This is a genomic window from Halovenus halobia (genome assembly GCF_051414135.1).
Classification (GTDB): Archaea; Halobacteriota; Halobacteria; order Halobacteriales; family Haloarculaceae; genus Halovenus; species Halovenus halobia.
Genome location: NZ_JBLKOA010000001.1, coordinates 236185 through 260982 on the forward strand (window position 1 = coordinate 236185; position 24798 = coordinate 260982).

General features: G+C 61.5%; 29 protein-coding genes. 17 read left to right on the forward strand and 12 right to left on the reverse strand.

From position 1 onward, the window contains the following. Positions 1-35 precede the first annotated feature (35 nt). The 3 genes from ACMGFM_RS01245 to ACMGFM_RS01255 all read right to left on the reverse strand — a co-directional run bounded on the left by ACMGFM_RS01245 (position 36) and on the right by ACMGFM_RS01255 (position 2418). Positions 36-1469, reverse strand: a complete 1434-nt coding sequence (locus ACMGFM_RS01245; protein ID WP_436900472.1) for an NAD(P)H-hydrate dehydratase — start codon at positions 1467-1469, stop codon at positions 36-38. A gap of 54 nt (positions 1470-1523) precedes the next feature. Then, positions 1524-1901: a hypothetical protein gene (locus tag ACMGFM_RS01250; protein ID WP_436900474.1), complete on the reverse strand. Its 378-nt coding sequence runs from the start codon at positions 1899-1901 to the stop codon at positions 1524-1526. Between the two features lie 79 nt (positions 1902-1980). Then, the gene (locus ACMGFM_RS01255; protein ID WP_436900475.1) at positions 1981-2418 is read right to left on the reverse strand and encodes a hypothetical protein; all 438 of its coding nucleotides are present in this window, start codon (positions 2416-2418) and stop codon (positions 1981-1983) included. A gap of 106 nt (positions 2419-2524) precedes the next feature. On the opposite strand from ACMGFM_RS01255, the gene ACMGFM_RS01260 reads away from it, so the two are divergent. Continuing rightward, positions 2525-3388: an SAM-dependent methyltransferase gene (locus ACMGFM_RS01260; protein WP_436900476.1), complete on the forward strand. Its 864-nt coding sequence runs from the start codon at positions 2525-2527 to the stop codon at positions 3386-3388. A 2-nt stretch (positions 3389-3390) separates the two neighbouring features. On the opposite strand, the gene ACMGFM_RS01265 is transcribed toward ACMGFM_RS01260, so the two are convergent. Continuing rightward, a complete protein-coding gene (locus tag ACMGFM_RS01265) occupies positions 3391-5532 on the reverse strand; it encodes a PAS domain S-box protein (protein ID WP_436900477.1) in 2142 nt (713 codons plus the stop codon). Next, positions 5529-6992 carry an ATPase domain-containing protein gene (locus ACMGFM_RS01270; RefSeq protein ID WP_436900478.1) on the reverse strand — a complete coding sequence of 488 codons (1464 nt, stop codon included), beginning with the start codon at positions 6990-6992 and terminating at the stop codon, positions 5529-5531. The genes ACMGFM_RS01265 and ACMGFM_RS01270 overlap by 4 nt, the downstream gene beginning before the upstream one ends. 89 nt (positions 6993-7081) lie before the next feature. Here ACMGFM_RS01270 and ACMGFM_RS01275 point away from each other — a divergent pair, with 89 nt between their 5' ends. The 5 genes from ACMGFM_RS01275 to cutA are packed head-to-tail and all read left to right on the forward strand — an operon-like array spanning position 7082 to position 10081. Further along, positions 7082-7972 carry an ATP-grasp domain-containing protein gene (locus ACMGFM_RS01275; protein WP_436900479.1) on the forward strand — a complete coding sequence of 297 codons (891 nt, stop codon included), beginning with the start codon at positions 7082-7084 and terminating at the stop codon, positions 7970-7972. A gap of 41 nt (positions 7973-8013) precedes the next feature. Then, positions 8014-8697 carry a DNA repair and recombination protein RadB gene (gene radB, locus ACMGFM_RS01280; RefSeq protein WP_436900480.1) on the forward strand — a complete coding sequence of 228 codons (684 nt, stop codon included), beginning with the start codon at positions 8014-8016 and terminating at the stop codon, positions 8695-8697. A gap of 49 nt (positions 8698-8746) precedes the next feature. Continuing rightward, a complete protein-coding gene (locus tag ACMGFM_RS01285) occupies positions 8747-9526 on the forward strand; it encodes an SDR family NAD(P)-dependent oxidoreductase (RefSeq protein ID WP_436900481.1) in 780 nt (259 codons plus the stop codon). Positions 9527-9579: 53 nt separating this feature from the next. After that, positions 9580-9759 carry an HEWD family protein gene (locus ACMGFM_RS01290; RefSeq protein WP_436900482.1) on the forward strand — a complete coding sequence of 60 codons (180 nt, stop codon included), beginning with the start codon at positions 9580-9582 and terminating at the stop codon, positions 9757-9759. Position 9760: 1 nt separating this feature from the next. Next, positions 9761-10081: a divalent-cation tolerance protein CutA gene (cutA, locus tag ACMGFM_RS01295; RefSeq protein WP_436900484.1), complete on the forward strand. Its 321-nt coding sequence runs from the start codon at positions 9761-9763 to the stop codon at positions 10079-10081. Between the two features lie 14 nt (positions 10082-10095). Here the strand turns inward: cutA and ACMGFM_RS01300 are convergent, their stop codons facing one another. The 5 genes from ACMGFM_RS01300 to ACMGFM_RS01320 form a co-directional block, all read right to left on the reverse strand. Beyond that, a complete protein-coding gene (locus tag ACMGFM_RS01300; RefSeq protein ID WP_436900485.1) occupies positions 10096-11148 on the reverse strand; it encodes a DUF7973 family transport facilitator in 1053 nt (350 codons plus the stop codon). 103 nt (positions 11149-11251) lie between these two features. After that, positions 11252-12001 (reverse strand): proteasome assembly chaperone family protein, encoded by a 750-nt coding sequence (locus ACMGFM_RS01305; protein WP_436900486.1) that lies wholly within the window; start codon positions 11999-12001, stop codon positions 11252-11254. Positions 12002-12054: 53 nt separating this feature from the next. Further along, positions 12055-12384 (reverse strand): DUF5658 family protein, encoded by a 330-nt coding sequence (locus ACMGFM_RS01310; RefSeq protein ID WP_436900487.1) that lies wholly within the window; start codon positions 12382-12384, stop codon positions 12055-12057. 37 nt (positions 12385-12421) lie between these two features. Continuing rightward, positions 12422-12574, reverse strand: a complete 153-nt coding sequence (locus ACMGFM_RS01315) for a hypothetical protein (RefSeq protein WP_436900488.1) — start codon at positions 12572-12574, stop codon at positions 12422-12424. 70 nt (positions 12575-12644) lie between these two features. Beyond that, the gene (locus ACMGFM_RS01320; protein WP_436900489.1) at positions 12645-13604 is read right to left on the reverse strand and encodes a fumarylacetoacetate hydrolase family protein; all 960 of its coding nucleotides are present in this window, start codon (positions 13602-13604) and stop codon (positions 12645-12647) included. Between the two features lie 226 nt (positions 13605-13830). Between ACMGFM_RS01320 and ACMGFM_RS01325 the strand changes: the two genes are divergently transcribed. The 3 genes from ACMGFM_RS01325 (at position 13831) to ACMGFM_RS01335 (ending at position 15379) form a co-directional block, all read left to right on the forward strand. Further along, entirely contained in the window at positions 13831-14091 is a 261-nt protein-coding gene (locus tag ACMGFM_RS01325; RefSeq protein WP_436900490.1) for a hypothetical protein, read from the forward strand. A 78-nt stretch (positions 14092-14169) separates the two neighbouring features. Continuing rightward, on the forward strand, positions 14170-14907 hold the full coding sequence (locus ACMGFM_RS01330) for an NRDE family protein (RefSeq protein WP_436900492.1): 738 nt from the start codon (positions 14170-14172) through the stop codon (positions 14905-14907). 121 nt (positions 14908-15028) lie between these two features. Next, positions 15029-15379: a helix-turn-helix transcriptional regulator gene (locus tag ACMGFM_RS01335; RefSeq protein ID WP_436900493.1), complete on the forward strand. Its 351-nt coding sequence runs from the start codon at positions 15029-15031 to the stop codon at positions 15377-15379. 42 nt (positions 15380-15421) lie between these two features. Here the strand turns inward: ACMGFM_RS01335 and ACMGFM_RS01340 are convergent, their stop codons facing one another. Further along, a complete protein-coding gene (locus ACMGFM_RS01340) occupies positions 15422-15859 on the reverse strand; it encodes a hypothetical protein (protein WP_436900494.1) in 438 nt (145 codons plus the stop codon). Positions 15860-15958: 99 nt separating this feature from the next. Between ACMGFM_RS01340 and ACMGFM_RS01345 the strand changes: the two genes are divergently transcribed. From ACMGFM_RS01345 to ACMGFM_RS01370, 6 genes are all read left to right on the forward strand, one after another. After that, a complete protein-coding gene (locus tag ACMGFM_RS01345) occupies positions 15959-16720 on the forward strand; it encodes a prephenate dehydrogenase/arogenate dehydrogenase family protein (protein ID WP_436900495.1) in 762 nt (253 codons plus the stop codon). A gap of 2 nt (positions 16721-16722) precedes the next feature. Further along, positions 16723-18159 (forward strand): small ribosomal subunit Rsm22 family protein, encoded by a 1437-nt coding sequence (locus ACMGFM_RS01350; RefSeq protein WP_436900496.1) that lies wholly within the window; start codon positions 16723-16725, stop codon positions 18157-18159. Between the two features lie 63 nt (positions 18160-18222). Then, on the forward strand, positions 18223-19005 hold the full coding sequence (gene surE, locus ACMGFM_RS01355; RefSeq protein ID WP_436900497.1) for a 5'/3'-nucleotidase SurE: 783 nt from the start codon (positions 18223-18225) through the stop codon (positions 19003-19005). Positions 19006-19054: 49 nt separating this feature from the next. Further along, positions 19055-19525: a peroxiredoxin family protein gene (locus ACMGFM_RS01360; protein ID WP_436900499.1), complete on the forward strand. Its 471-nt coding sequence runs from the start codon at positions 19055-19057 to the stop codon at positions 19523-19525. A 45-nt stretch (positions 19526-19570) separates the two neighbouring features. Then, positions 19571-20608 (forward strand): aspartate-semialdehyde dehydrogenase, encoded by a 1038-nt coding sequence (asd, locus tag ACMGFM_RS01365; protein WP_436900502.1) that lies wholly within the window; start codon positions 19571-19573, stop codon positions 20606-20608. Between the two features lie 84 nt (positions 20609-20692). Next, entirely contained in the window at positions 20693-21220 is a 528-nt protein-coding gene (locus ACMGFM_RS01370) for a phosphopantetheine adenylyltransferase (protein WP_436900503.1), read from the forward strand. On the opposite strand, the gene ACMGFM_RS01375 is transcribed toward ACMGFM_RS01370, so the two are convergent. Next, positions 21217-22575: an NAD(P)/FAD-dependent oxidoreductase gene (locus tag ACMGFM_RS01375; RefSeq protein ID WP_436900504.1), complete on the reverse strand. Its 1359-nt coding sequence runs from the start codon at positions 22573-22575 to the stop codon at positions 21217-21219. The genes ACMGFM_RS01370 and ACMGFM_RS01375 overlap by 4 nt on opposite strands. A gap of 284 nt (positions 22576-22859) precedes the next feature. Here ACMGFM_RS01375 and ACMGFM_RS01380 point away from each other — a divergent pair, with 284 nt between their 5' ends. Then, positions 22860-24116 carry an RNA-guided endonuclease InsQ/TnpB family protein gene (locus ACMGFM_RS01380; RefSeq protein WP_436900506.1) on the forward strand — a complete coding sequence of 419 codons (1257 nt, stop codon included), beginning with the start codon at positions 22860-22862 and terminating at the stop codon, positions 24114-24116. Positions 24117-24284: 168 nt separating this feature from the next. Beyond that, positions 24285-24779 carry a universal stress protein gene (locus tag ACMGFM_RS01385; RefSeq protein ID WP_436900507.1) on the forward strand — a complete coding sequence of 165 codons (495 nt, stop codon included), beginning with the start codon at positions 24285-24287 and terminating at the stop codon, positions 24777-24779. The last annotated feature ends 19 nt before the right edge of the window (positions 24780-24798 follow it).

Sequence of the window (24798 nt, forward strand, 5' to 3'; positions counted from 1 at the left end):
AGTTGGTCTTGGGCCGATTAAGCCCGTCGAAACCTTCACTCTTCGTAGCGCATCGCTGTCGGAATCGCCGTCAGCAGGTCGCTGGCAACCAACCCATCGCCGCGCTCGTCGGCGACGATGTCGCCCGCCCGGCCGGCGACGTAAGCACCGAGTCCGCCGGCGTGAATCGGTTCGTGCTGGGTAGCGAGCGCGCCCGTAACGCCCGCCAGCACGTCGCCGGTCCCGCCGACGGTCATCCCCGGATTTCCGGTTCGACTCACTCGGGTGCGCTCGCCGTTGGAGACCACGTCGTAGTTGCCCTTGACCAGCAGCGTGTGTCCGAGTTCGGTGGCGAACTCATCGACAGCGTCGCGTCGCTCGCGCCAGTCGTCGGCCCGCGGGCCACCCATCTTCGCCAGTTCGCCCTGGTGCGGCGTGCAGATGAGCGTCGCCTCGGTGTCGATGTTGGGCACCAACTGCAGCGCGTCTGCGTCGACGACGGCGGTGCCGGTGAACGCGGTCAGAATCGCCTCGGCTGCTTCCAGTGTCGACCCATCAGCCCCGAGTCCGGGACCGATAACCAGCGTATCGTGTTCGGCAGCAAACTCCATCACCTGTCCGACGTGACCGGGTTCGAGCTGTCGTCCTTCCAGTGGTCGGACAATCAGGTCCTCGCTGTATCCCTGCACTTCGTGGGCGACTGCTGTCGGGCAGGCGACTCGGACGAGGTCGGCCCCCGCCCGGAGCGCCGCCTGTCCGGACAGTGCTGGTGCGCCGACGTACGGACCACCGCCGATTATCAGCACCTTGCCGTGGTCGCCCTTGTGGCTCTGGGGGTCCCGAGAGAGTCGAAGCAGGTCACCGCGTTCGACGAACGTCTCCGCCGCCTCGGGAATGCCGATGTCGGCGACAGATATCACGGCGTCTAAGTCGTCGAGGCCGGGCTTGCTGTCGTGGAATGTGACGACGTGGTCGGGGTCGACGGCTCCCTCGGGAACTGTTCCCGTCTCGCTGTCGAAGCCAGACGGCACGTCGACGGAGAGAACTGTGGCGTCGCTGTCGTTGATGGCCGCGGCAACCGTCGCCGCGGGTTCTCGCAACGCTCCGGTAACGCCGGTGCCGAGCATCGCGTCGATGACGAGGTCGGGGTCACCGAGGTCGACCGCTGTCGAGTCACGAATCTGCTCACGGTCGAATTCGCAGTTTTCGAGTGCGTCCCAGTTCTCCCGGGCGATTTCGGTCCCGATGGACTCGGGGCGACCGAGCAACTGGACGCGCAGGTCGTAGGACTCCAGAAAGCGCGCCGCGACGAAGGCGTCGCCGCCGTTGTTGCCGCGGCCGGCGACAATCGTAATCGTTGCCCCCGGGTCGACGAGGTCTCTGGCGACGCCGGCAGTGGCGTGCCCGCTCGATTCCATCAATTGTTTGCGGGGGATTCCAAGTGCGGCCGCGTTCGCGTCGATGACCGCCATCTCCGAACCAGCAATCATACTACCGCTTTCAGCCGGCGTGACAAAAACTGTCGGGGCCGGTCGCTCTCTCGCTTACGCCCCGGGGACGCCAAGTGCTTCGAGACTCCCGACGCCAACCAGGGTGAGCAATCCAAGCACAAACAGCGCCGAGAACCACGCGATTACGCCGACGATGCTCGCTCGCAGCCAGCCGACACCGTACTGCCACCTGACCACTGAAATCCAGACGAGCAGGCCGACAATCGAGGCAAACAGGCCTCCGATGCCGACGCTCGCGAGAACGATGTCGACCAGCGCCCACGCCACTGCGCCCAGCAGTGCCGTGACAACTGCGTCGCTGTAGTCTCTGGAGGCGAATGCGAACTTCGCTCCGATGTGAATTGCCAACCCGCCAATGAGTAGACTTACCGCGAATACGACCACGGAGAGTCCGAGTCCATGCGTTGCCATACTCCACAGTCAAGCGGTGGGAAAATAAAACGGGTGCTCTCGGTCGAGCCTGTCGAATCCCGTTTCAGTCCGGCGAATATCAGGACTTGATGACTTGTACGTTGACAATCTCGGCGTCGAGTTCGTAATCTCCTGGTATCTGGCTCCCCGGTTGGTAGGCCGACTCGAAGACGTAGAGTGGCTGTGGCGAAATCCCGCGGACGTACTCGAGTTCGTCAGTCTTGTTCCAGCGTTGTTCAGTCTCACCATTCGGAACGTACCTGAGTTCCATTTCCAGCCGTCCCGAGACACGCTCTGGAATGCGGTTTTCGATATCGATTCGCGCGACGATGTCCTCAGGCGTGCCGGGGCCAGCCCCGTCGGGTGTCGGCCGTCGGATGTTGGTGAGGGCCACAACGAGTTCGCCCTCTTCGTCGGCACCGAGATAGCTTCCGACTGCGTCGAGACAGCCCGACAGTGACGCTGCGACGGTGGCCCCAGTCGCCGCAAGCAGTTCACGTCGGGTTGGGTTTGTCATTGCCTCTGGCTCAGGGGTACGCAGACTTGTACGTTCCGGGACTGTCATGCCTGCGAAGTATGCTGAATACCAACCCTTAGGTCTGAATCGCTCGTAGACACTCCTAATGAGTAACTCGGACCTCGACACTGACGAGGTTGCGGATATCTACGACGAACTGCTGAAGACATACCAGACGGAGTGGGCCTACCGCGGCCACCGCAGTCTCCATCTGGAATACTACGACGAGGACCACGACGAGCCCGGAGCGGCCGCGATGAACACGATGCGCGTCCTTTCCGAAGCAGCGGGCATCGATAGCTCAGACCGCGTCCTCAATATTGGCTGTGGCGCTGGCGAGGATTCTGTCTGGAATGCCCGCGCCCACGGCGCAACAGTCGTGGGCGTCAACATCAGCGAGAGCCAACTCGACCTCGCACGAGAGAACGCCGCCGAACACGGCGTCTCTGAGCTGACGACGTTCAACTACGACGATTTTCACGACCTCAGTACCATCGACGACGACTCGATGGACGTTGTCTGGGGGCTGGAAGCGCTCTCACACTCGCCCGACCCTGCCCGCGCGCTGACCGCTGCCCGGCGCACGCTCCGGGACGATGGCCGCGTCGCACTCACTGACCTGTTTCTCACCGTTGCCCGAGACGAACTCACCGCAGAGCAGCGCGACCGACTCGAGCGTATCGAGGACGGACTTGGACTTCGCATTAGCGTGTTTACACAGTTCGAGCAGACACTCGACGAAACGGGCTTCGAGAACGTCCAGCGCAGAGACCTCACAGATGGAATCAAGCGCTGCACCGAGCGTCGCCGGAGTTTCGCCCGTCTTGCACACCCAGTCGGCCGCGTGCTCGGCGTTTTCGGTGTTGTCTCGGACACCCAACTCGACAGTTTCGTCGCCTCATCGGAAATTGACCGTCTCCTCGGGGCTGGTGTGTTGGGCTACTACCTCGTCACGGCTGACGCCGCCTGAGCTCAGTCCGCCAGTGGGAGTCGGACCACGAAGGCCGCCCCACCCTCGGCTGACTCTTCAACATCGACGGACCCACCGTACCCCTCGATGAGCGTCCGCACGAGATAGAGGCCGACGCCGGTCCCCTCGCTGGCCTCGCCCTGCTGTCCTTTCTCGAAAATCGCCTCCCGCTGGTCGTCGTCGATGCCCGGCCCGTTGTCGGCGACTCGGACCACCGCGTACTCATCATCGATGCTCGCGGAGACGACTGTTCGTGGCTCCGGGCTGTCGTTGTGAACGACGCTGTTCTGCAGAAGGTTGTCGAACACCGAGTCGAGCATATCGTCGGCGCTGACCTCGCAACTCGGAATCGTCCCGTCGATTTCGATGGTCGCGTGGTCGTGGCTGTCGCCCGCCTGCTGGACCTGTGTCCTGAGCGTTGCCGACAGCGATATCGGTTCCTGTGTGTCGCCAGACCTGAGCATCACCGCTGCCAAATCGCGGGCCTCCTCAGTGAGTGAAATCGCGTCCTTGGCACTGGCGACGACGCTGTCGGCCGACGAGCGCAACTCCTCGGAAACCTCCGCAGCCAGCAGTTCGCCGTGGGTCTGGATGACCTGCAGGTCGTTGCGGATATCGTGACGGACCATCTGGTTGAGCAGTCGCAGGTCGTCACGCTGGGATTCGAGTTGCTGCTCGTACTGCCTGCGTTCGGTGACATCGCGGGCCGACCCGACGACCATCTCGGCGGTTCCCTCGACGATGACCGGCGACAACACCACGTCGAACACCGATTCGTCGCCGTCGTCGGGAACACGATGTTCGATGCCGACGGTTCGCTCCTGTTCGAGACACTCCCGTGCCCGTTCGAGCAGTACCGGGTCGACCCGGCCGTCGAGTTCCTCGCCCGGAGTGAGAATCTCCTCGGAGAGCAACTGTCCCGCGATGGCGTTCGACCGCTGGAAGATAAGCGTCCCCTCGGGTGTCCTGTCGAACAGGAAGAGGCCGTCTCGGACGTTCTCGAAGACAGTCTCGAACTCGCGGTTCAACCGCTCGATGCGGTGTTCGCGGGCCTTGCGGTCGGTAATGTCCCGGAAGTAAACCGAGATGCCACCGTGTGGTTCGGGATAGGCGTTCACCTCGAACCACGTGTCCATCTCATCGAACCGCTCCTCGAAGGCGACGGGTTCGCGCTCGTTCATCGCCGTCGTGTAGGCGTCGTAGAACCGTGTGTCGACGGCCGACGGGAAGATGTCCCAGATGGATTTCCCGAGCACTTCTGCGGACTCGATGCCGAGAATCTGCTCGGCCTGGTCGTTGATTTCGATGAACCGCCAGTTCTCGTTGAGGTCGAGAATCGCGTCGGTCATCCGTTCGACGGTGCGCTCGCGGCGCTGCTGTTCGTATTTGCGGTCGGAGATGTCGCGGCTATTGACGACGATACCGTCGATGACGCTACTGTCGAAGTGGTTGGTCGCCATCACCGACAGCCAGCAGTACTCTCCGTCGGCACGCTGAATCCGACCTTCGCTCGCGACGGTCCGCCCCGGGTCGGCAATCAGTTCTGCGTAGGTCTCTTCGAGTTCGGGCCGGTCCTCGGGGTGGAACAACTCGAAGGCATTCTCGCCGATAAGTTCGTCTTGCCCGTACCCGAGCACACGCTCGATTGCCGGACTCTGGTACTTGACGACGCCGGATTCGTCCAGAACGGTGATGATATCACTCGACCGCTCCACGAAAGTCTGATAGCGCTGTAACTCTCGCTCGCGCTGTTGTAAGCGCTCGTTTTTTTCGACGAGATTCCTCGTCGTATCGCGTCGCGTGAGCAGGTTATCCAGCCGCCAGACGACCGTTTCGTAATCCAGTGGTGCCGTAATCACCTCGTCGATAACGCCCGACCCAGACGGTCCCTGTCCCGGCAGCGCCTGTTCGTCGATTCGCGTCCGCTCGCGGCGGACGAGCACGACCGGACAGAACACGGCTCCTGCCGCGCGCTTCTGTTCGCGCAGCGCCTCGCGGTGGGCCGGCACGGAGTGGTCGTCAATGAGATAGAGGTCGGCCTGCTCGACAGACTCTCCAGTCCGGACCTCGTAGCGTTTTGCTAACAGCGCAACGACGGCCTCGCGTTCGCCGGCGTTCCCGATGAGGACCTGAACCTCGCTCATCCGTCGTCCTGCCTCTGGGACCCCTCGCTATAGGTCGGTGAGCCGGTCAGGAAGTTCTCGACTGCGGTCTCTGGCGCTCGCATCTCGATACCGTCCGCTCCGAAACTGTACGGACGAACCGTCTCCTCGTGGTTGCCGATGCGCTTTTTCAGGACGCTCGCGATGCGCTCTTTCCGGCCGTCTCGTTCGATGTAATTGAGTACGACGATGTTGTCGGCGAGGTAGCTGAAGTTCTCGTCTGTCGGGTCTGTCGTACCGTCGCTGTGGTCGCTCTGGTCGAGGAGAACGACCGTCACGTTCCGGGCAGTGAGATACCGACACAGCGCGTGGAGTGAGCGGACAACGTCGCCCTCGGCACCGTGCAGAGAGAGCTGATAGCCGTCGGTCCCGTCGAGGACGACGAGGTCGGTGTCTCGGCTGTCGACATCCTCTCGAACCTGTTGTGCGAACTCTTCTGGTGAGAGCGCCAGCGGTTCGATATCTTCGAGACGCAGATTGTCGCCTACCCCAGAGAGGTCGATATCCAGCGCCTCCGAGCGGTGCCGAACCGTCGCGACAGACTCCTCGAACTGGTACATGCTTGCGGTGTGGCCGGCCTCTGTAACCGCTTCGAGCAGTTTCGTCGCGAGCGTTGTCTTCCCGACGCCCGTCGGCCCGCTGAACACCGTCACTGTCCCGCGCTCGAAGCCGCCGCCAAGCAACGCGTCGAACTCCTCGATGCCCGTCGAGAACTGCTCGGGTTCGACCGTCGCGCCGCCGGCGTCGGGCGTGAGAGAGGGATACACTTCCAGTCCCTGTTCGCGGATTTCGAGGCCGTGACTGCCCGACTCTTGGCCGACGCCGCGGTGTTTCTCGACGGTGATTCGCCGGCCCGTCGTGTTTCGTTCGAGACGGACAACGCCGTCGCTGAGCGAGCGAATTGTCGCGTCGGTGCTCGTCCCGGGTGTCTGTGTCGAGAAGACGGTGATACCCTGTCCCTGCAGGAAGCGCATAAAGGAGACCAGTCGCTTGCGGTACTGGTACTCGTTCGGTTCGATTGCCTGCAACTGCGTAATCGGGTCGAACAGAATGCGGTCCGGGTCTAACTCGTCGATAGTCTCTCGAATGCGCTCGATAATTCGCTCGCTTTCGATATCTCGCGGGTCGACAAGTTCGTACGAGCGGTCTTCGGAGAAAAAGTCCGAGTCCGGGCCGAGGTCCAGAAATGTCGCTTCGGAGAGGTCGATACCGACCGCCGCGCCGTTAACGAGGATATCCTCTTTCGATTCCTCGCCGTGGATGAACAGCACGTCCTCGCCGTTGTCGATGCCTTCTTCGAGAAACGACATCCCCAGTAGTGTTTTCCCAGTACCGGGCTCACCGAGGACGAGATACATCCGGCCCTGGACGAACCCACCACGAAAGAGCGTGTCCAGCCCAGGAACTCCGCTCGATATTCGGGGTAAGCTCCGCGTAGTCATTACCCTAATCCTAACGACCAGCGGTAAATACGTTTTCCCTCTGAACTCATGATCAGCAAGGCTAATTGCCTGCCGTCCAACAGAACGGTATGCTCCGCCTCGCCGTGGCGACCAACGCGGAAACGTACGAGCGGATGCACAAGCCGCTCCGCGAGCGGGGAATCGACCCCAGACATATCGAGACAGCCGAACGGTCAGTATCACTTGCGTCGGGAGCGTCAGCCTACCATTCTACCGACGCCGAGGAGCCGTTCGATGTCGGCTTCGTCTTCCCGTCCCGAATTGCCGAGGGCGGTGTCGCAAGTGGCTTGCTGGACATCCCGTGGGTGAACGGCCGCGAGGAGATTCTCCGCTCGCGATTCAAAGGCGAGACGCTGGCTCGACTGTCGACCGCCGACGTGCCAGTCCCGGATTCAGTCGTGGTCTCAGACCCAACCGACGAATCGACGCTGCAGGCGGCCTTCGCGCAGTTCGACCCCCCGGTCGTAATCAAACCAAACTCGACGACCCGTGGTGTCGGCGTTGCGAAGGCACACGACCTCGATTCCTTCCTTGGTATTTGCGATTATCTCGACTTGGTTCACGACTACAAGGCGACTGGCGACCAATCGTTTCTCGTGCAGGAGTATTTGCCGGGAGCGCGAGACTATCGCGTGATGCTCGTTGATGGGACAGTCGTCGGCGCGGTTGAGCGTCGTCTCCCCAACGAGGCACTGGAGTCTGGACAGTGGAAACACAACGTTCACCGCGGCGCAGAGGCGACTGGTGTGACGTTGGAACCACCACTGCGTGACCTTGCTGAACAGGCAGCCCATGCCCTCGACATCCCGTGGCTCGGCGTCGATTTGCTCGTCACCGATGAGCGGGCTGTGGTCAACGAGACGAACGCCCGGCCGACGATCGACGCCGCCACGAAGTACGAGGACGGCTTCTGGGACGACGTGGCCTCCCTCGTCCGCGACCAGCGACGTTCGACGTGATACTGATCCTTATATGATGGTGGGTCACAAGCATCCAGATAGTGACAGACTCGATTTCGACCGGATGCGAGCCGATTGATGACCTGCTTGGCGGTGGCTTCGAGCGGTCTGCGGTCACACAAATCTACGGCGCGCCGGCAGCAGGCAAGAGCAATATTGTGCTCTCCGCTGCTGTCGAGGTGGCCGCGGCTGGCGGCTCTGCGCTGTACATCGACACTGAGGGGATGCCGGTCGAACGCCTCAAACAACTCGCCGAGCCATACGAGGACGATGTCGAAACAATTGCCTCTCGTATCATTATCACTGAGGCTGTCGATTTCGCCGAACAACAGGAAGCAGTGCAGGACGCCGCAGAGTTTGCAGAGCAGGTTGATTTCATCGCGCTGGACAGCGCGACGGGGTTCTACCGGCTGGAACGGACCGAGCAGGACGAGGGTGACGCGTTGCGGGCGGTGGGTCGTCAGATTACACATCTGCTCTCGCTGGCGCGCAAACACGACCTCGCGGTGGCGTTCACCAATCAAGTCTACACCAACCCGGACAACGACGCAACGAGTGGGCTTGGCGGCCACACGCTCGACCACTGGTCGGCGATGATTCTTCGCCTCGACCGTTTCCGTGGTGGGAACCGCCGCGCAACACTGGAGAAACACCACAGCAAGGAGGCTGGCGGGACTGCGCAGTTCCGGATCACTGACAGCGGGTTGGTCGGCGCGAACCGTTAGCAGGTGGCCAGCAGACACGCTAAAGAGGGGGCGGCGTGAACGAGCGGCTATGGACGAACTCGAGGGAGCCACAGCGTTTGTCACCGGCGCGAGCCAGGGTATCGGCGAAGAAATTGCGGTCACGCTTGCTGAGTATGGCGTCAACGTCGCGCTGGCGGCGCGCTCGGATGGCATCTACGAGACAGCCGACAGAATCGACGCGCCAGAGCAGACCCTCGCCGTCGAGACGGACGTGACCGACGAGGCCACCGTTGAGGCTTCGATTGCGGAGACTGTCGAGACCTTCGGCGGACTGGACATTCTCGTCAACAACGCGGGTATCGAAGGTCCGACCGCGCCGGTCGGCGAAATCGATACCGAGGCGTTCACCCAGATGACGGACGTGAAAGTGACTGGGCCGTTCCTCTGTCTGAAACACGCCGTCTCTCACCTCCGTGAGAGCGACCGTGGGACAGTCGTCAATATCTCCTCAATCGGCGGAAAGCGCCCGTATCCGAATCGGACGCCGTACGCGGCAGCCAACATGGCGATGATTGGAATGAGTCGGACGTGGGCACACGAACTTGGGGGTGACGAGATTACTGTCAATACGATCTGTCCCGGGCCGGTCGAAGGGCCACGGATCGAGCGCGTCATCGAAGCACAGGCCGAGGAGCGTGACCTCCCGCCCGAAACCGTCCGCGAGGAGGAGTTTTTCTCCGACCTCGCGCTCTCGGAGTTCATCGACCCAGACAGTATTGCTGAAATGATCGCCTATCTTGCCAGTGACGCGGGGCGACAGATAACCGCACAGGATATCAACGTCGACGCCGGGATGACGTGGTACTGATTGATTGAGAGAAGATAGCACGATTCATAACCCTCCGTCTCCTCCGGGCGAGTATGAGTGTTATTGAGCCCCCGACGGACCGAAGCTGTGAACGGTGCGGACGTGTCGAGCGGTGGGACGACCAGCAACAAACCTTCGTTGCCGCCGACCAGAACGAACCGGGCCGCCCGCACTGTCTGCACGAGTGGGATATCAACGGCCAGTACAACCCTCTACAGGAATCTGAATCCTGAGATGCCGACGGCGTATATCACCGCGCCGCCTGACGCTGCCGAGGACATTGCTCGTCACCTCGTCGAAGACCATCTCGCGGCCTGTGTGAATATTCTCGACTGTCAGTCGGTCTACCGCTGGGATGGCGAGATTCACGACGACGAGGAACGTCTCCTGCTGGCGAAAACGACTGACGACCGGTACGACTCACTGAAAGAACGGGTCGTCGAACTGCATCCATACGAGGTGCCCTGCGTCGAACGCTTCGAGGAGACAGACCTGCTCGACTCGTTTGCCGAGTGGCGCGAGGACGCGACGCAGGAAGACAGCCGGACCGCGTGAACTCGGTGTCGGCGTCAGAGGTACGGGACTGCAGACGCGTCGAAGACTCCCGCGAAGACAAGTAGTGTAACGATTAGACTCGCTACAAGCAAGGCACCGAACCCAGGGTCGACGTGTGTGTCACCGTGGGCGTACACCACTCGCTGGACGAGTTCACCGAGCACTGCGCCACTTACCCCGAAGGCTGTTCCGACCAGCAACCCGACCGGGAGCGTTCCACCCACGGCGAGCGCGCCGATGGCTGCCGGCAGCGCAATGTGGTGTGTGACCGGAACCGGGTACTCACGGACTCTGCGGCCAGCAACCACTCCGAACAGACTGGCGAGGGCGAGCCCAAACGGTAACAGCACACTCTCGGAGACGAGTGCAATCGCCGCGGCGAGAGCGCCGCCAACGACGCCCACTCCGAGGACGACGAGCGGTTCGTAGTAGCTGGGTTGCCACGGTTCGACCACGTGGCGGCCGGCGATTCCCTCGCTGGTCTCGTGGCCGCCGTCGCCCCAGTACGCTCCTGCCCGGAACGGCGACATATCGAGCACTCCTGTGCCGTCGAAGCGACCGAGTACCGGGTAGCCGACAGTCAGGCGGGCAAGCAGCCCCGACCCGACCACGGCGAAGGCAACCGCGTCCACCGGCAGGAGACTGCCAACGGCGGCCAACCCGACGCCAAGTAGTCCGAAGACGCCGCCGACAGCCAGCGCTGCTGGTCGGTCGTACAGCGGTTGTCGAATTTGCTTTGCCTGATGGTACCGAAACGCTGTGTCGACTGTCCCCTTCCGACCCGCGTAGGCCGCCGCGCCGACGCCGCCAGCGAAGGCAACGTGTGGACCCAGCAGTGGCCCGAGGCCAAGCGCTGAGAGTGGCCCCGCAGTCAGTGGCGCAGCGTCGACGCCCAGTGTCGCAACCAGCCCAACAGCACGGCCGTCGACAAACAGTTGTGCGAGTTCGCCGACAACGATAGCGAGGCCGGACAGCGCGAGCGCGGCGAGGGCTCCAACTGCAGCCCCGAGGACACCGCCGACGAACCCGGCCAGCAAGACGAGTAACGTCCCGACGGCCAGTATCATCGCTGCCCTCCGGCGACCGGCAGCGCTGGCTCACCATCGGCGAAGCAGTTCATTACCAGCCACTCCGTCCAGGTGGCTCATAGTTGTGACGCTGTTCGCCCGGTCACATGTACATCCGGTCCGCGTAGAAATCCCGGTCGTCGCGCGATTGCTCGGCGGCTTCGAGTTCGGCCATCCGCTCGCCGAGTGTCTCGTAGTGCGTCTTGATTTTCTGGGAGAGGTCTTCGAGACTGCTCTGGTCGACGCTGAAGTCGTATACTGACTCCAGCGCGTCGAGAAAGAGCAAGGCAGCGTCAACATCCGGGCCGGGCGGATGCGCAGGGGTGACGTATACTCCTGTCGGGGGTGCATCTTCCGTGAGGCTGTTACTGAGGAATTCGCCGGGGACGCCGTCTAACACGCCGCCGCTCATCGGTTGGAGCTCACCGTTTAGCCGTTGCTCACGGTACGGTTCGGTCGCGACGAAAAACACCTGATGGTCTTCGGGTGCATGCTCGTAGGGAACCGGGTGCAACATCGCAATCTCCGCAATCTCAGCGTCTGCGGCCCACTGGGTGACCTGTTCGACGAACGGACGTGCGGCAAACGGTGGGACGAACAGTTCGCTCAACAGGACGACAATATCCGTATTCTCGAGGTCATACAGGCGGGTGTGATGACGGGGGACACCGTCCTCGAAGGGCGTGATTGCGGGCAGTTCGGCCGGCGAGATGTGGCCGATTTCTGTCGACTCGACGCTGTCGACAATGTGTGAGACGGCGGTGAGACTCGCCATCCCGGGCGCGGCGAGGCCAACGAGCAACGTCTGTCCAGATTCGACGTCTGGACAGTTGATTGTAAAACTCCGTGACATACGGTGTATGATTCGGCTGACCCCGGATAAAACGCTGGAAAGGCCGGAGAGGGTCAAGAAAGCAAGACAAACAGATTCCAGGCGGTCACGGCCACGCCGACGACGGCCAGTGCGAGGGGAATCGCAACCCGTCCTGGCGTTCCAACGAGATACCAGACAAGGAAACACGCCCCAATAAATGACAGCTTCACGCCGAGAAATCCAGAGACACCGCCGTATTCGAGGGCGTATAGGGCGACGGGCCCTGCCTCTCCTGTTCCCTCTCCGTGGAGGCCAAGCAGTGTCGTGACTGCGTCACCGAGGCCGTAGAACAGAACTGCAACGACCCACAGCACTGGCTGATTGTCGACCACCGTCGCGACAAGTCCGGTACTTCCTGACACACTCGGCGATTTGCACGCAGATATGTAAGTGTATTCGTTATAGCACGACGAGCACTGTCGCCGCCGCTGCTGCTGTCAGCACGAACAACACGAGAAAATCAACGAAGGGCGAAATGTACGCAGTCGACTGTGTGCCCGACTGCTCCTCGTCTACGTCCGTCGACGCTCTACCGGATTCCGCCCGTCCCATACCCTCAGCTTCAGGACTGAGTTGCTTAAACATCGCCCTGCAATTATCGACGCTGAAAATTGGGCCGGACTCACTCGACCGTATTTTCGAGTGTCCCGACGCCGTCAACGTGCAGTGCAACAGTATTGCCCGATTCGAGGAACTGACCGAGCTCGAGGCCACAGCCCTCGCCGACAGTTCCACTACCGAGAATGTCGCCGGGATAGAGTGTCTCGCTTTGAGAGACGTGTGCCACGATGTCGGCGAAGGAGTGATACATCTCTCCCGGTGTTCCCTCTGACCACGTCTCACCGTCAATTTCGGCGCGCATCTGTGCCGATTCCGGGTCGAAGGCGTCGGCTGTGATGAGATACGGCCCGAAAGCGTTCGCGAAATCCTTCCCTTTGGCTGGGCCGAGGCGGGCCTCCATCTCCTGGCCCTGGATGTCTCTCGCGCTGAAGTCGTTAAAGATGGTATAGCCGGCGATATACTCGTCTGCGTTCTCGGCCGGTATTTCGGTCCCTTTCTTGCCGACGACGGCAGCAATTTCGAGTTCGTAATCCATGAGGTTGGAGTACTCGGGCCACTGGATTGTCTCGCCAGTGCCGACGACGCTGTCGGCGTTGCTCTTGTAGTAGACGGGCATCTCGTACCAGACATCTGGTGGGTCCTCACCCATCGCGTTCTTGACGTGCTCCTCGAACACCATGAAATCACGAAGCGAGTTGGGCCGTGGCACCGGGGCGAGTAGGTCCACCTCGGCCTCCTCGAACCGCAGTTGCCCCCCGCTGGGTCCGGTTTCCGCGTCCGTCTCGCTGGCGTACTCACGGGCGCGTTCGGCCGCGTCCATCGCGCGGTCCCCGCGTTGCAGGAACTCGACCATTCTCGGCGGCGCGTGGGCCTGTGCAATCGTCTCGGGGTCAGCCTCACCGTCGGCGTCGAGTGCTCCAGCGTAGGCGGTGGTTACGTCGACCAACTCGTCGTCGTCGACGACGCCAACCCGGCGCTTCGTCCCAACGCGCGTCTCGACAGCGAAACTGGCGAGTTTCATGTAGCCACCCCCATGGACGTCGCAAGTGGTCTCAGCGAGCAGGCACTGCCGTCTTCGCGTCCATTCCTCAGGTCGGCTACCGGACAGCTCGCAAACATACCTCAAACGGCGGCGGCCATCGTTGTATAGTTTCGGCCAAGGGACTGAAGCGAATTTCAGTAATTACGACTACAGAATTTTAATTCAGATTACACTTATCCCTGTACAGCCCCTCGAACTAGATACAATGGCAAAACACTACAGTTCCCAGCACGATTCGGTCGAATCGGTCACAAGTGCCTACATCGCAGTGGCACTGTTGGCTGCAGCTATCGTCGCGCTCAGCCACGTACTCCCCGTCGTAGTCGGTGCCAGCCTGTTGGTGACTGTCGGGGTCGCAGCTCGGGTAAGCGACCCGCCCCGACGCGAGGGCGGCTTACTGTTGGCCGCGGTCCGGCACAAGACGGCACTCGTGAGCGAGCCAGCACACGAGAGCTGTCCCCGCTGACTGCCGCCGACGACTTCTTGATTACCTGATTTTGCGCTATCCCACTGTCTTTTAGCCGTGGCTCTTCTATAACGCTGTGTGTGCACACTCACCCTCGCCTGGCAGTGTTTCGAGGACGCGCCGCTGCTCGTCGCGGCAAACCGTGACGAACTGCTCGCGCGTCCATCTGAACCGCCCGCTCTCCGCGAGTGGGGTCGGCAGGTGGTCGCACCCCAGGACCGCGAAGCGGCGGGGACGTGGATCGGATACAACGACGCGGGCGTGCTTGTCGCGATTACGAACCGCTGGACCCCAGAGACAATCGAGGCGGAACGCTCGCGAGGTTTGCTCGTCCGGGACGCACTCGGCGAAGCGACTGCCGACGACGCGATGCGACTGGTCGAGCGCGAACTTGACGAGCGCTCTTACGATGGGTTCAACCTGCTTGTTGCCGATACTGCGAGCGCACTGCTCGCGGAGTACGACGGTAACCGACGCATCTCGACGCTCGACCCCGGCGTCCACGTCATCGTCAATGTCGGCGCCGACGGTCACTACGACATCCCGACCCAGCGCCAGGAAGACGGCCAGGCTCAGGCCGAGAACGCTGACAGACTCCGCTCGACGCTCCGGCCCGAACCCGGCGAATCCGGAACGGGGTGGCTCGACCGCGCCGCGACGACAATCGCGGACCACGACTACGGCGTCTGTATTCACCGCGACCAGTTCGGGACGCGCTCGTCCTCGCTGTTGTATTTCGGCGAGGAAACGCGCTATCGCTACGCCGACGGCCCACCCTGTGAAACTGCGTTTGAGCCGGTCGATATTCCCTTCTGAAGCGCTCTCACTGTGGACTGTCGTATCGTGTGCTCCCACAACTGTTCCTCCGTCACCGGAACACATCGGCCGCAGTGAATCGAAGGTCAAATTTATCCGGCCAACCTACGGTGTATCGAACATGAGTACGCAGACTGCCGAAGACGAACTCTCCGAGGACGAATACCGGGGGCTGGAACTCATCCGCGAGACTGGCGGCATCCACCAGAGCAACTTCTGGAAAGAGCTGGATGTCTCCTCCCGGAAGGGGAGCCGAATCGTCGAATCGCTGGTCGAGAAAGAACTGATCGACCGCGAAGAAACGGTCCACGACGGCCACAACACCTACTATCTCTCTCCGACGGCTGCCGACCTCGAATTTTCGCTGTTGATGGCCGGTGACATGCTCTCGCCGTTTGTCGGTGACGAGGAAGTCGACGCGCAGGGCGACACCTTCTCGCAGTGGGTTATGAACCTCGCGTACGAAGAATAGCGACTCTCCGACCGTTTGAAAACGGCCGCAGAAATCCGCTGGTTAGTTGTCTTCGAGCGCGTCGGCAATCCGGTCGAGTGAGCGCCGCATATCGTGCACTTCGTCGCGGAGCTTCCGCATCTCACGGGTGAGTTCTTCGTTGTCAGAGCCGCTCTCTTCCTGACCGGGTCGGCCAGGTGGGCCGCCGGGGCCGCCACCCATACCGCCGCCCATTCCGCCAGGGCCGCCGCCCATCATCCCGCCCATCATCTGTGCGAATGGGTTGCCGCCACCGCCGCCACCCATGTCGCCACCGCCCATCCCGCCCATCATCTCTTCTGGGGGTGCGCGCTCACCCTCGCCGCCCTCGCCGTCGCCTTCTTCGGCGCGGCGCTGTCGAATCTCCTCGACGCGCTCGCGGAAGGATTTCTCCTCGCCATCTCCGCCCTCTGGTGTGTTCTCGCCCGCTTCTGAATCCGTGTCTTCAGGTTCTTCTGGCATACTGTCGTGTTTCGTGTCCCGGGGGAAAAGGGTGTCGTCGCTCCATCGTTGGCTGCCGCACCGAACCGCTTTTGACCTCGCCAGCGCAAACAGCGACAGATGGACGTACTGCTCGTCGGCGCCGGCGCAATGGGTCGCTGGCTCGGCACTGTTCTCACCGAGAGTTCCCGCCCAGCCAGTGTCTCGGTGCTCGACACGAACGCCGAGCTAGCAGGCGAGACTGCCGACGCCCTCAACGGGACTGCAGTCACCCCCGAGACAGTTTCGACGGTAGACCTCGTCTGTATTGCTGTCCCGATTCCCGCCGCAGCCGACGTAATCGCAGCGTACGGAAGCTACGCCGACCGCGCGATTCTCGATGTCACAGGCACGATGGCGACGCCAGTCGCGGCGATGGCCGACCACGCGCCCGACGCCGAACGCCTCAGCCTCCACCCGCTCTTTGCCCCTGAAAATGAGCCCGGAAACATTCCTGCAGTCATCGACGCCGGGGGACCGATTACTGACGACGTCCTTGCGGCGCTGGAAGCTCGCGGCAACGATGTCTTCGAGACGACTGTCGACGAACACGACCGGGCGATGGAGACAGTGCAGGCCCAGACGCACGCCGCCGTCCTGGCCTTCGGATTGAGCGCGGAGTCGGTCTCCGAGCAGTTCCAGACACCGGTCTCGGCGGCGCTGACCGACCTGGTCGAACAGGTCACTGGCGGAGAGAGTCGCGTCTACGCTGACATCCAGTCAGCGTTCGATGGTGCTGAAGACGTCGCCGATGCAGCCCGACAACTCGCCGAGGCAGACGACGCGGAGTTCGACAAATTGTACGAGGCAGCGCGGCTATCCGACACGGACGGCAGTGAGTGAGCATGGACGACACACAACGGAACCAAGTACACGACAACGCGAAGTATCTCAGAGAAGTTCGACCAATCGACCCCGAAGAAATCCACGAGTACGTCGACGGCCAGCCACACCCAGCGGCCGTCCGACAGGTGCTCAGGGAGTCGGCAGTAGAACTTGGATTACTCGAACGCGCTGACGGGAGTTTCGAGCCGGCTCCAGACGAACCAGTTTCTGTTTCCTTCGAGGGAGTCGAGGCGCTCCCCCAAGAGCTTGCCTTAGCGGTTGAAGAGCAACTGCTCGACGCCTTTGGCGCGGGCTGGCCCGACGGGACCGACGGCGACCGTCTGCGAGCGACGATTCGAGATTTCAAACAGCAGTATCTCAGCGGCGGTGAGGTGACCTACGACGAGGTGACGGCACTGGGCTACGCAATTTATCATCTGCCAACGTACTTCGCGGCGACCCAGCACGTCCTTGCAGACCTGGCGGCTGATGGGCTGCTGTCGGGGTCGCTCCGCGTGCTCGATGTCGGAGCTGGCGTCGGCGGCCCAGCGCTGGCGCTGGACGCGCTGTTGCCCGACGCGCTGGTCGAGTACCACGCAATCGAACCCAGTGCGGCCGCCGACGTTCTGGCAGAACTGCTTGACGAGACCGGGCGAAACTTTCACCCGACAATCCACCGCGAGCGCGTCGAGACTGCCGAGGTCGAAGGAGAGTTCGACCTGATTCTCTGTGCGAACGTGCTCTCGGAACTCGACGACGCCGAGGCAGTCCTGCTGGAGCTGTTCGAGTCACTGTCTCAGGACGGAACGCTCTGTGCTATCGCCCCTGCCGACCGCAACACGGCAATCGACCTCCGGCAGTTAGAGCGGGCCGTGGAACGCGAGGCGGGCGCAACGATCTACGGGCCGACAGTTCGACTGTGGCCCCACGAACGCCCCGAGAGCACGTCGTGGTCGTTCGACCGCAAGCCAGATCTGGACGTTCCGGGGTTCCAGCGCCGACTCGACGAGGGCGAGCGCACGCAAGAGTTCGAGCAGCGCAACAGCGACCGCGAACGTGGTGACGGCGAGTTCATCAATGTCGATGTGCAGTACGCGTACTCACTGCTGCGTCGCGACGGGACTCGCGCTCTCGATATCGACCTCACTGGCGGTCGCTTCGCAAAACTGGCCGAGAGCGAGAAACACGTCACCGACCGAATCGACCTGGCTGGCGTCAAACTGAGCCACGACCTCGCCGAGAGCGGGAATCCACTCTTTCTCATCGGCGATGGGAGCGAGATGGTCGACCACTTCGCCGTGTTGACCAAAGAGACGCTGCTGAATGGGGATTTAGCTGAAGCCGACTACGGTGATTTCCTCCAGTTTGAAAATGTGCTCGTGCTCTGGAACGACGACGAGGCGGCGTACAATCTGGTGGTCGATGACGAAACGATTGTCGAGGGACTGCCAGACTAATCCTCTGTTTGGCTGACACTCAGAGAGCGGAGCCTTGAAAGTCTCGCCCGCCTGAACGGTGGTATGAACGATTTCGATATTCTCGTGACGAACGACGACGGGATCGACTCCCCCGGCTTTCACGCGCTCTACGAGGGGCTCTCTGCGGTTGGGTCGGTGACTGCCGTCGCGCCGGCAGACGACCAGAGTGCTGTTGGTCGGACGGTCTCACAGAGTGTCACCGTCGAGGACCACGAACTTGGGTACGTCATCGATGGGACGCCTGTGGACTGTGTCGTTGCTGGTCTCTCGTCGCTGTGTCCCGAGACTGACCTCGTTGTCGCGGGCTGTAATCAGGGTGCAAACATGGGAGCGGCAGTACTGGGCCGGTCCGGGACGGTCAGCGCAGCAGTTGAGTCGGCCTTCCACGGCGTGCCCGGCATCGCGACATCGCTGTATATCCCCAGTCCGGACTGGGAGAAAGCCGAAGAGATTCCCACCGAGTGGTACGTCCCCGCTGTCGACGCGACGACGTATCTCGTCGACCGCGCATTCGGGTCGGGACTGTTCGAGAAGGCTGACTACCTGAACATTAACGCGCCGACGACGCGAATCTACAACGGCGAGATGGCGGTTACGCGGCCATCGCAGGTCTACGAACTCGCCGCAGAACAGGACGGTAATCAACTCAATCTCGTCAATCCCATCTGGGAGAAACTCGCAAGCGGCGATATCCCGGACTCTGGGGGGACCGACCGGCGGGCGGTTATGGACGGCAAAATCAGCGTCTCGCCGCTGCAGGCACCACACGTCACCGAACCGTCGGAGCGTCTCGACCAACTGGCCTCGGAGTTCCCGACGAGATAGGGACGCGACTACCGGCGGTATTTTGAGCCCTGCCCTCTATCGGGTTGGTATGGCACCGACGACAGGCGACCAGGCACCTGAGTTTGAGGCGTTGCTCTGCACGGGCGAGACGTTCCGCTCGACTGAACTATCGGCGGCGCTGGACGGCGGGGGCGTCCTCGTGTTCTTTGGCTTTGCGTTCTCGGCCATCGACGAGAACTGGTGGAAGCGATACGACCGAGCGGACTGGGACGAGTTCGACGTGCCAGTGCTGGGCGTGAGTCGTGATGGCCCCTACGCACAGAATGCCTTCATCAGGTATCTCGACAGCCCGTTCCGGATGTTCTCCGATACTGACGGCAACGCCTCAGAGGCGTTCGACCTGCTCACCGAACGCGGCGGCATGGCAGATACCTCAACCCCAATGCGGTCAGTGTTCGTCATCGACGACGAGGGCGAAATTGCCTACGAGTGGGTCGGTGACGACTGGATCTCGCCGGTTCCGCGCGAGGAAGTCGAGGCTGCGGTTGCCGAGCTCTGAGTCATTTCCAAACTGTAAAGACCGGTGGTCGACCTATGACGGGGTATGACTGTACGTGCAGGTATCCTGGGCGCGACTGGGGCGGTCGGACAGCGGCTTATTCAGTTGCTCGAACCACATCCTGACTTCGAGATTGCGGCACTCACGGCGAGTGCAGAGAGCGCTGGCTCGCAGTACCGCGAGGCAGCGAAATGGCGAATCAACATGCCGATTCCGGACTCCGTAGCTGAGATGACTGTTACCGAGACTGATCCCGACGCAGTTTCCGACGACGTCGACCTCATCTTTTCGTCGCTTCCGTCAAGCATCGGCGAGGAAGTCGAACCGGGGTTCTGTGAGGCAGGCTATCTTGTCTCCTCGAACTCCTCGAACGCCCGCGCAGACGACGACGTGCCGCTGACGATTCCAGAGATCAACGCCGACCACATCGACCTGATCGAAGTCCAGCGTGACGAGCGTGGCTGGGACGGCGCACTCATCAAGAATCCAAACTGCTCGACGATTACGATGGTGCCGCCGCTGGCTGCGCTCGAAGACGCGTTTGGACTCGACAGTGTCACCGTCTCGACGCTGCAGGCTGTCTCGGGCGCTGGCTACTCCGGCGTCTCGTCGATGGAGATCATCGACAACGCCATCCCGCACATCGGTGGCGAGGAGACGAAAATGGAGACTGAATCGCGGAAACTGCTCGGCGAGTTCGACGGCGCGGAAGTGTCGTGGCTCGACGCGCAGGTTGACGCCTCCTGCAACCGGATTCCAACGCTTGACGGCCACCTCGAAAACGTCTGGACGGACACGACTGAGGACGCAACCGTCGAGGCAGCCAAAGACGCAATGAGGAGCTATCCGTCGCTCGACTTGCACACCTCACCCGAACAGTTGATCCACGTCTTCGAGCAGCCAGACCGACCACAGCCCCGACTGGACCGGGACGCTGAGAATGGGATGGCGATTGCTGCCGGCGGCATTCAGGAGACCGACAGCGGCCTCCAGTTCAACTGTCTGGCCCACAACACGCTGCGCGGCGCGGCCGGTGCCTCTGTCCTCAACGGCGAACTCCTTCTCGAACGCGGCTATCTCTGAACAGACGCGCCGAGCACGCTGGCACTGTTCACTCCCGTATCCACAGACCAGTACGTATAGGTGACCGTATCACGAAGGGCCGGTGTGACAGGGAGCGACCGGACAGCGATCCTCGGCGGGACGTTTACACCGATTCACAACGGGCATCGAGCGCTCTTGCACAAGGCATTCCAGACGGCCACACACGACGGCTCCGGCGATGGCCACGTCATTATCGGGCTCACGTCTTCGGACCTGGCGACCGAAACCCGAGACTCGGCCGGCCACGCCAAGCGACTGGGGACCTACGAGGACCGCCACGCGGAACTGCAGCGAGAACTCGATATTCTCGTGGACACGTACACAGCGTCGTACGAGATCGTCAAACTCGAAGACACGTACGGTCCCGCGGCCACACGACCAGACGCTGACGCGCTCATTGTTTCTCCGGAAGCCAAAGCCCAGCGCCGTGCAAACGAACTCAACGAGGAACGGATTGAGCGGGGGCTAGATAGGCTGGAAATTCATACGGCACCATTCGTCGTCGCCGAGGACGGCACGCGGATCAGTAGTACGCGGATCAGAAACGGGGAAATCGACCCCGATGGCCGTATTCTCGACAAGGAATCCTAGACCGAGTACTCGGACTCCCGGAACTGGACGTAGCCGTTGTTTCTGAACTGGCGCTTGGTTCGCTTGTAGCCGTACAGCAGTTTGAATCCGGTCAATCCTGCACGAATCGTACTTCGCCAGTTGTACTCCCCGCGGTTGACCATCGTCGCTGCCGCGCCGAAGGCTCGGTCCCAGTCACTCGGCTGGTACCCTCCGACGAGTTCGGCCATCGTTACGTTGCGGCGGAACTCGGTTCCCAGCGCGTCCTGCCACTCGCGGTTGTAGCCGCTCAGGTCTCCTTCGCCCGCGAGTCTGCCGGCGATCTTTCCGGTTCTGACGGCAACGTGGTCGCCGCCCTCGTGGAAGGCCGAGGTGCCGCCCATTGCGCCGCCGACCACCGCAATTCCCGCGTCGGTTGGTGACTCGATGGGTCGGGTCGAGGAGATTGGGTACGTCTCGGTGCCCGTTCGTTTGCCCCGGTCTTCGGCCAGCGGGAAGTCTGCAACATCGTAACCGGGATACTCCCGCTCGATCAGTCGCTCGATGTACGTCTTGCCCTGTGGAATCTGCGTGTCGTCCTCGCGGAGCAGCTCCCAGATTCGGGTGTCGTAATCGTCGATATCCAGCCCGATGGGCATCGTCAGGCCGATTCGGGCAACCTGACCGTCGTTCGGGAAGACCCACGGATAGGCAGTGTGGCCCGGCATCAGTCCCCACCAGAACTTCAGCCGACCGGGTTCGTACAGCTCCTCGGGTACCTCGCGGTGCTCCTGATAGGCGATGTGGTTCACTTCGGTCGGGTTGAGCACGTCCTCGATAACCCGGTCAGTTGTGAACTGGTCCAGTGCTTTGGTCGTGACCGTCCGCTGTGGACCGTCCGCGAGAATCAGGTGCTCTGCGGTCACCGCTTCGCCGTTCGACAGCGTTAGTGTATGTTCGTGACCGCTCCCGTTGACCGTGCTCTCGACACTGGTGACGCTATCACCAAGGTGATAGTTCGCGCCCGCGTTCTCGGCGCGGTCACGGAGCCAGTCGTCGAACTTTGCCCGGTGAAAGGCCAGCCCGAACTCGGGGTAGCTCGCGTCGATACCCGTCTCGTCCATCTGGAACTTCTCTGACGGGCCGATGAAGTCTGCGCCATCCAGCGAGCGTAAAATCACGTCGTCAGGGATTTCGCCCGGTTCGAAACCCATGAGGTCGATCCAGTAATCGAGCAGGCCGGCCGCGTCAGTCGAGTCGGGTCCCAACCCCTCGCGGTCTTCGCGTGGGACTCCCTTCTCGATGACGAGCGCGTTCGCGTCCGCCGACGCGGCTGCCGCTGCCGCGGACATCCCGGCGGGGCCACCACCAACGATCGCAACGTCGACACGCTCCATACCTGTAGGCCAGCCACTCGGTGCTTAAATCCACTGCTATCTTGATTCAGCGAGAGAATCTCGCCCTTCCCGTGAGGGATGAGTGTTCCGACGCTTAGTCGGAACCGCGGACCGAACAGGGCGTTGACAAATCGCGGAGCGATTTATTAGCACACCAGAAATCAGAGATTTCTGGGGACGGGAGTGAATCGCGTAAGCTCCGACACCCAGCCGACATTGTTTCTCATAGCAGGATATTCACTTCGACCCGAAAAATTAAGTCATTGTGATGTCATAGGCTATGTATGGTGGATTTGGTCACAACGCGCACCATTACAGTGGCACTCACCAACGACCGTGAGGGTGTCGTGTGTGACCTCGATTCACTCGCTCGTTCCGGAAGTAAAATCTGGAACGTTGCGCGGTGGACCACTGGCCGCATCTGGGACGAAACGGGTGAAATACCCGAGGAAGGGCCACTCAAGTCCTACATGAAGAACCAATCGTGCTGGAAAGATTTGAACGCCCAATCAAGCCAGGCAATCGTTGAAGAATTGGCTGGCGCTTTCCAGTCCTGGTTCGAACAAGACAACCCCAATGCCAACCCACCAGGCTACCGCAAACACGGCGACCAACGACCACGTTCAACAATCACGTTCAAAGAAGACGGTTTTAAGCTCGATACGAAACACCAGCAGGTCCGGCTGTCGAAAGGCAAGAACCTGAAAGATGGGTGGAGTGACTTCATTCTCTGCGAATACGATACCGGTCCAGACGCAGACCTGACTGCCGGAGAAGACGTACAACAGGTCCGCATCGTCTGGAATGGTGAGCAGTGGGAACTGCACTTTGTCTGTAAAGTTGCCATTGACGCCACTGACTTGTCTGGCGAGAAGACTGCTGGTGTTGACCTCGGTATCTGCAACACTGCGGCTGTCTCTGTTGGTGACGAGACGCTGTTGTATCCGGGGAACGCCTTGAAGGAGGACGCCCACTACTTCCGCCAGGAAGAATACGACACGGAAGGCGAAACCGGTCATAGCACCCATGCTGAGTGGGCGCGTCAGAAGAAATCAAGCCGGCAGACCCACTTCTTGCACGCACTCTCGAAAGACATCGTTGAGCAATGTGCAGACCGTGGCGTGGAGACGATAGCGGTTGGACATCCGAAGGACATTCGTGCGGATGAAGACTGGGGTCGCCACGGGAACAAGCGTCTGCATGACTGGGCGTTTGACACCGTTCTGAGTCACATCGAGTACAAGGCCGAGGAACGTGGTATCGAGGTAGAGCGGGTTGACGAGTACAAGTTGGCCACGTCGATAACCTGCTGTGCGTGTGGGATGAAAGCCGATTCGAACCGTGTCAAGCGTGGATTGTACGTGTGTGAGAACTGCGAACTGGTCGCTAACAGCGACTTGAACGCGGCGGAGAATATGCGACAGACGGTAACTCCGAATCCTGCACAGGATAGGAGTAACGGCTGTCTGGCCCAGCCATCGGTGCGCCTGTTCGACAAATCCACGGGGCGAGTCGCCCCACAAGAACAGGTCTGCCCGTAGACCAGCAAATATCCCAACGCTGGCGGTGCGGTTCGGGAAGCCTCGCCGTCGTCGGGCTACGCCCGACTGCTTGAGGGAGCTTCGCTCCCTCTCCGTTCACGGCGAGGAGGAGGTCACCCGTTCCGAGTGGACGGTAGCTTCTTGCGCTCCGGGTCCAACGACTCCAGTATGAGTCTCATCGTCCCCTTCGACAACTCTCCACTCGCTAAAGCGGCGCTCGTCCGCGCACGACAGTTCGACCAGATCCTCGAGGAGGGGGTCATCGTGGTGAGTGTCATCCCGGCTCAGAACGCGGAGTACGCCCGTGAGCGCGGCTGGATTGGTGAAGATGAACCCTTCGACGGCGAGCAAATCGTGGCAACACTGCGTGAGGCCGTCGAGGCGGTCGCTCCCGACGCCGAGTTCGAGTACATCACTGTCGACCGCTTTGCGCCACACGGGGTGATCGGCAACAAGATACGGAAGTTCGCCCGAAACAACGGGGCAACAATCGTCTTTCTAGGCAGTCAGAATGCCGGCCGAATCGTTCGCTCGACCAGCGTCGGAGCGAGTGTTGTCACGGACCGGAGCTACGATACGATGGTGGTTTCGGGTGCCCAGCTACCGGAGATTCCGAAACTCGAGGAGAAACTCCCGGTAAAAGAACTTCTAGAAACCGACTGAGAAGCGACGGGACGAACCA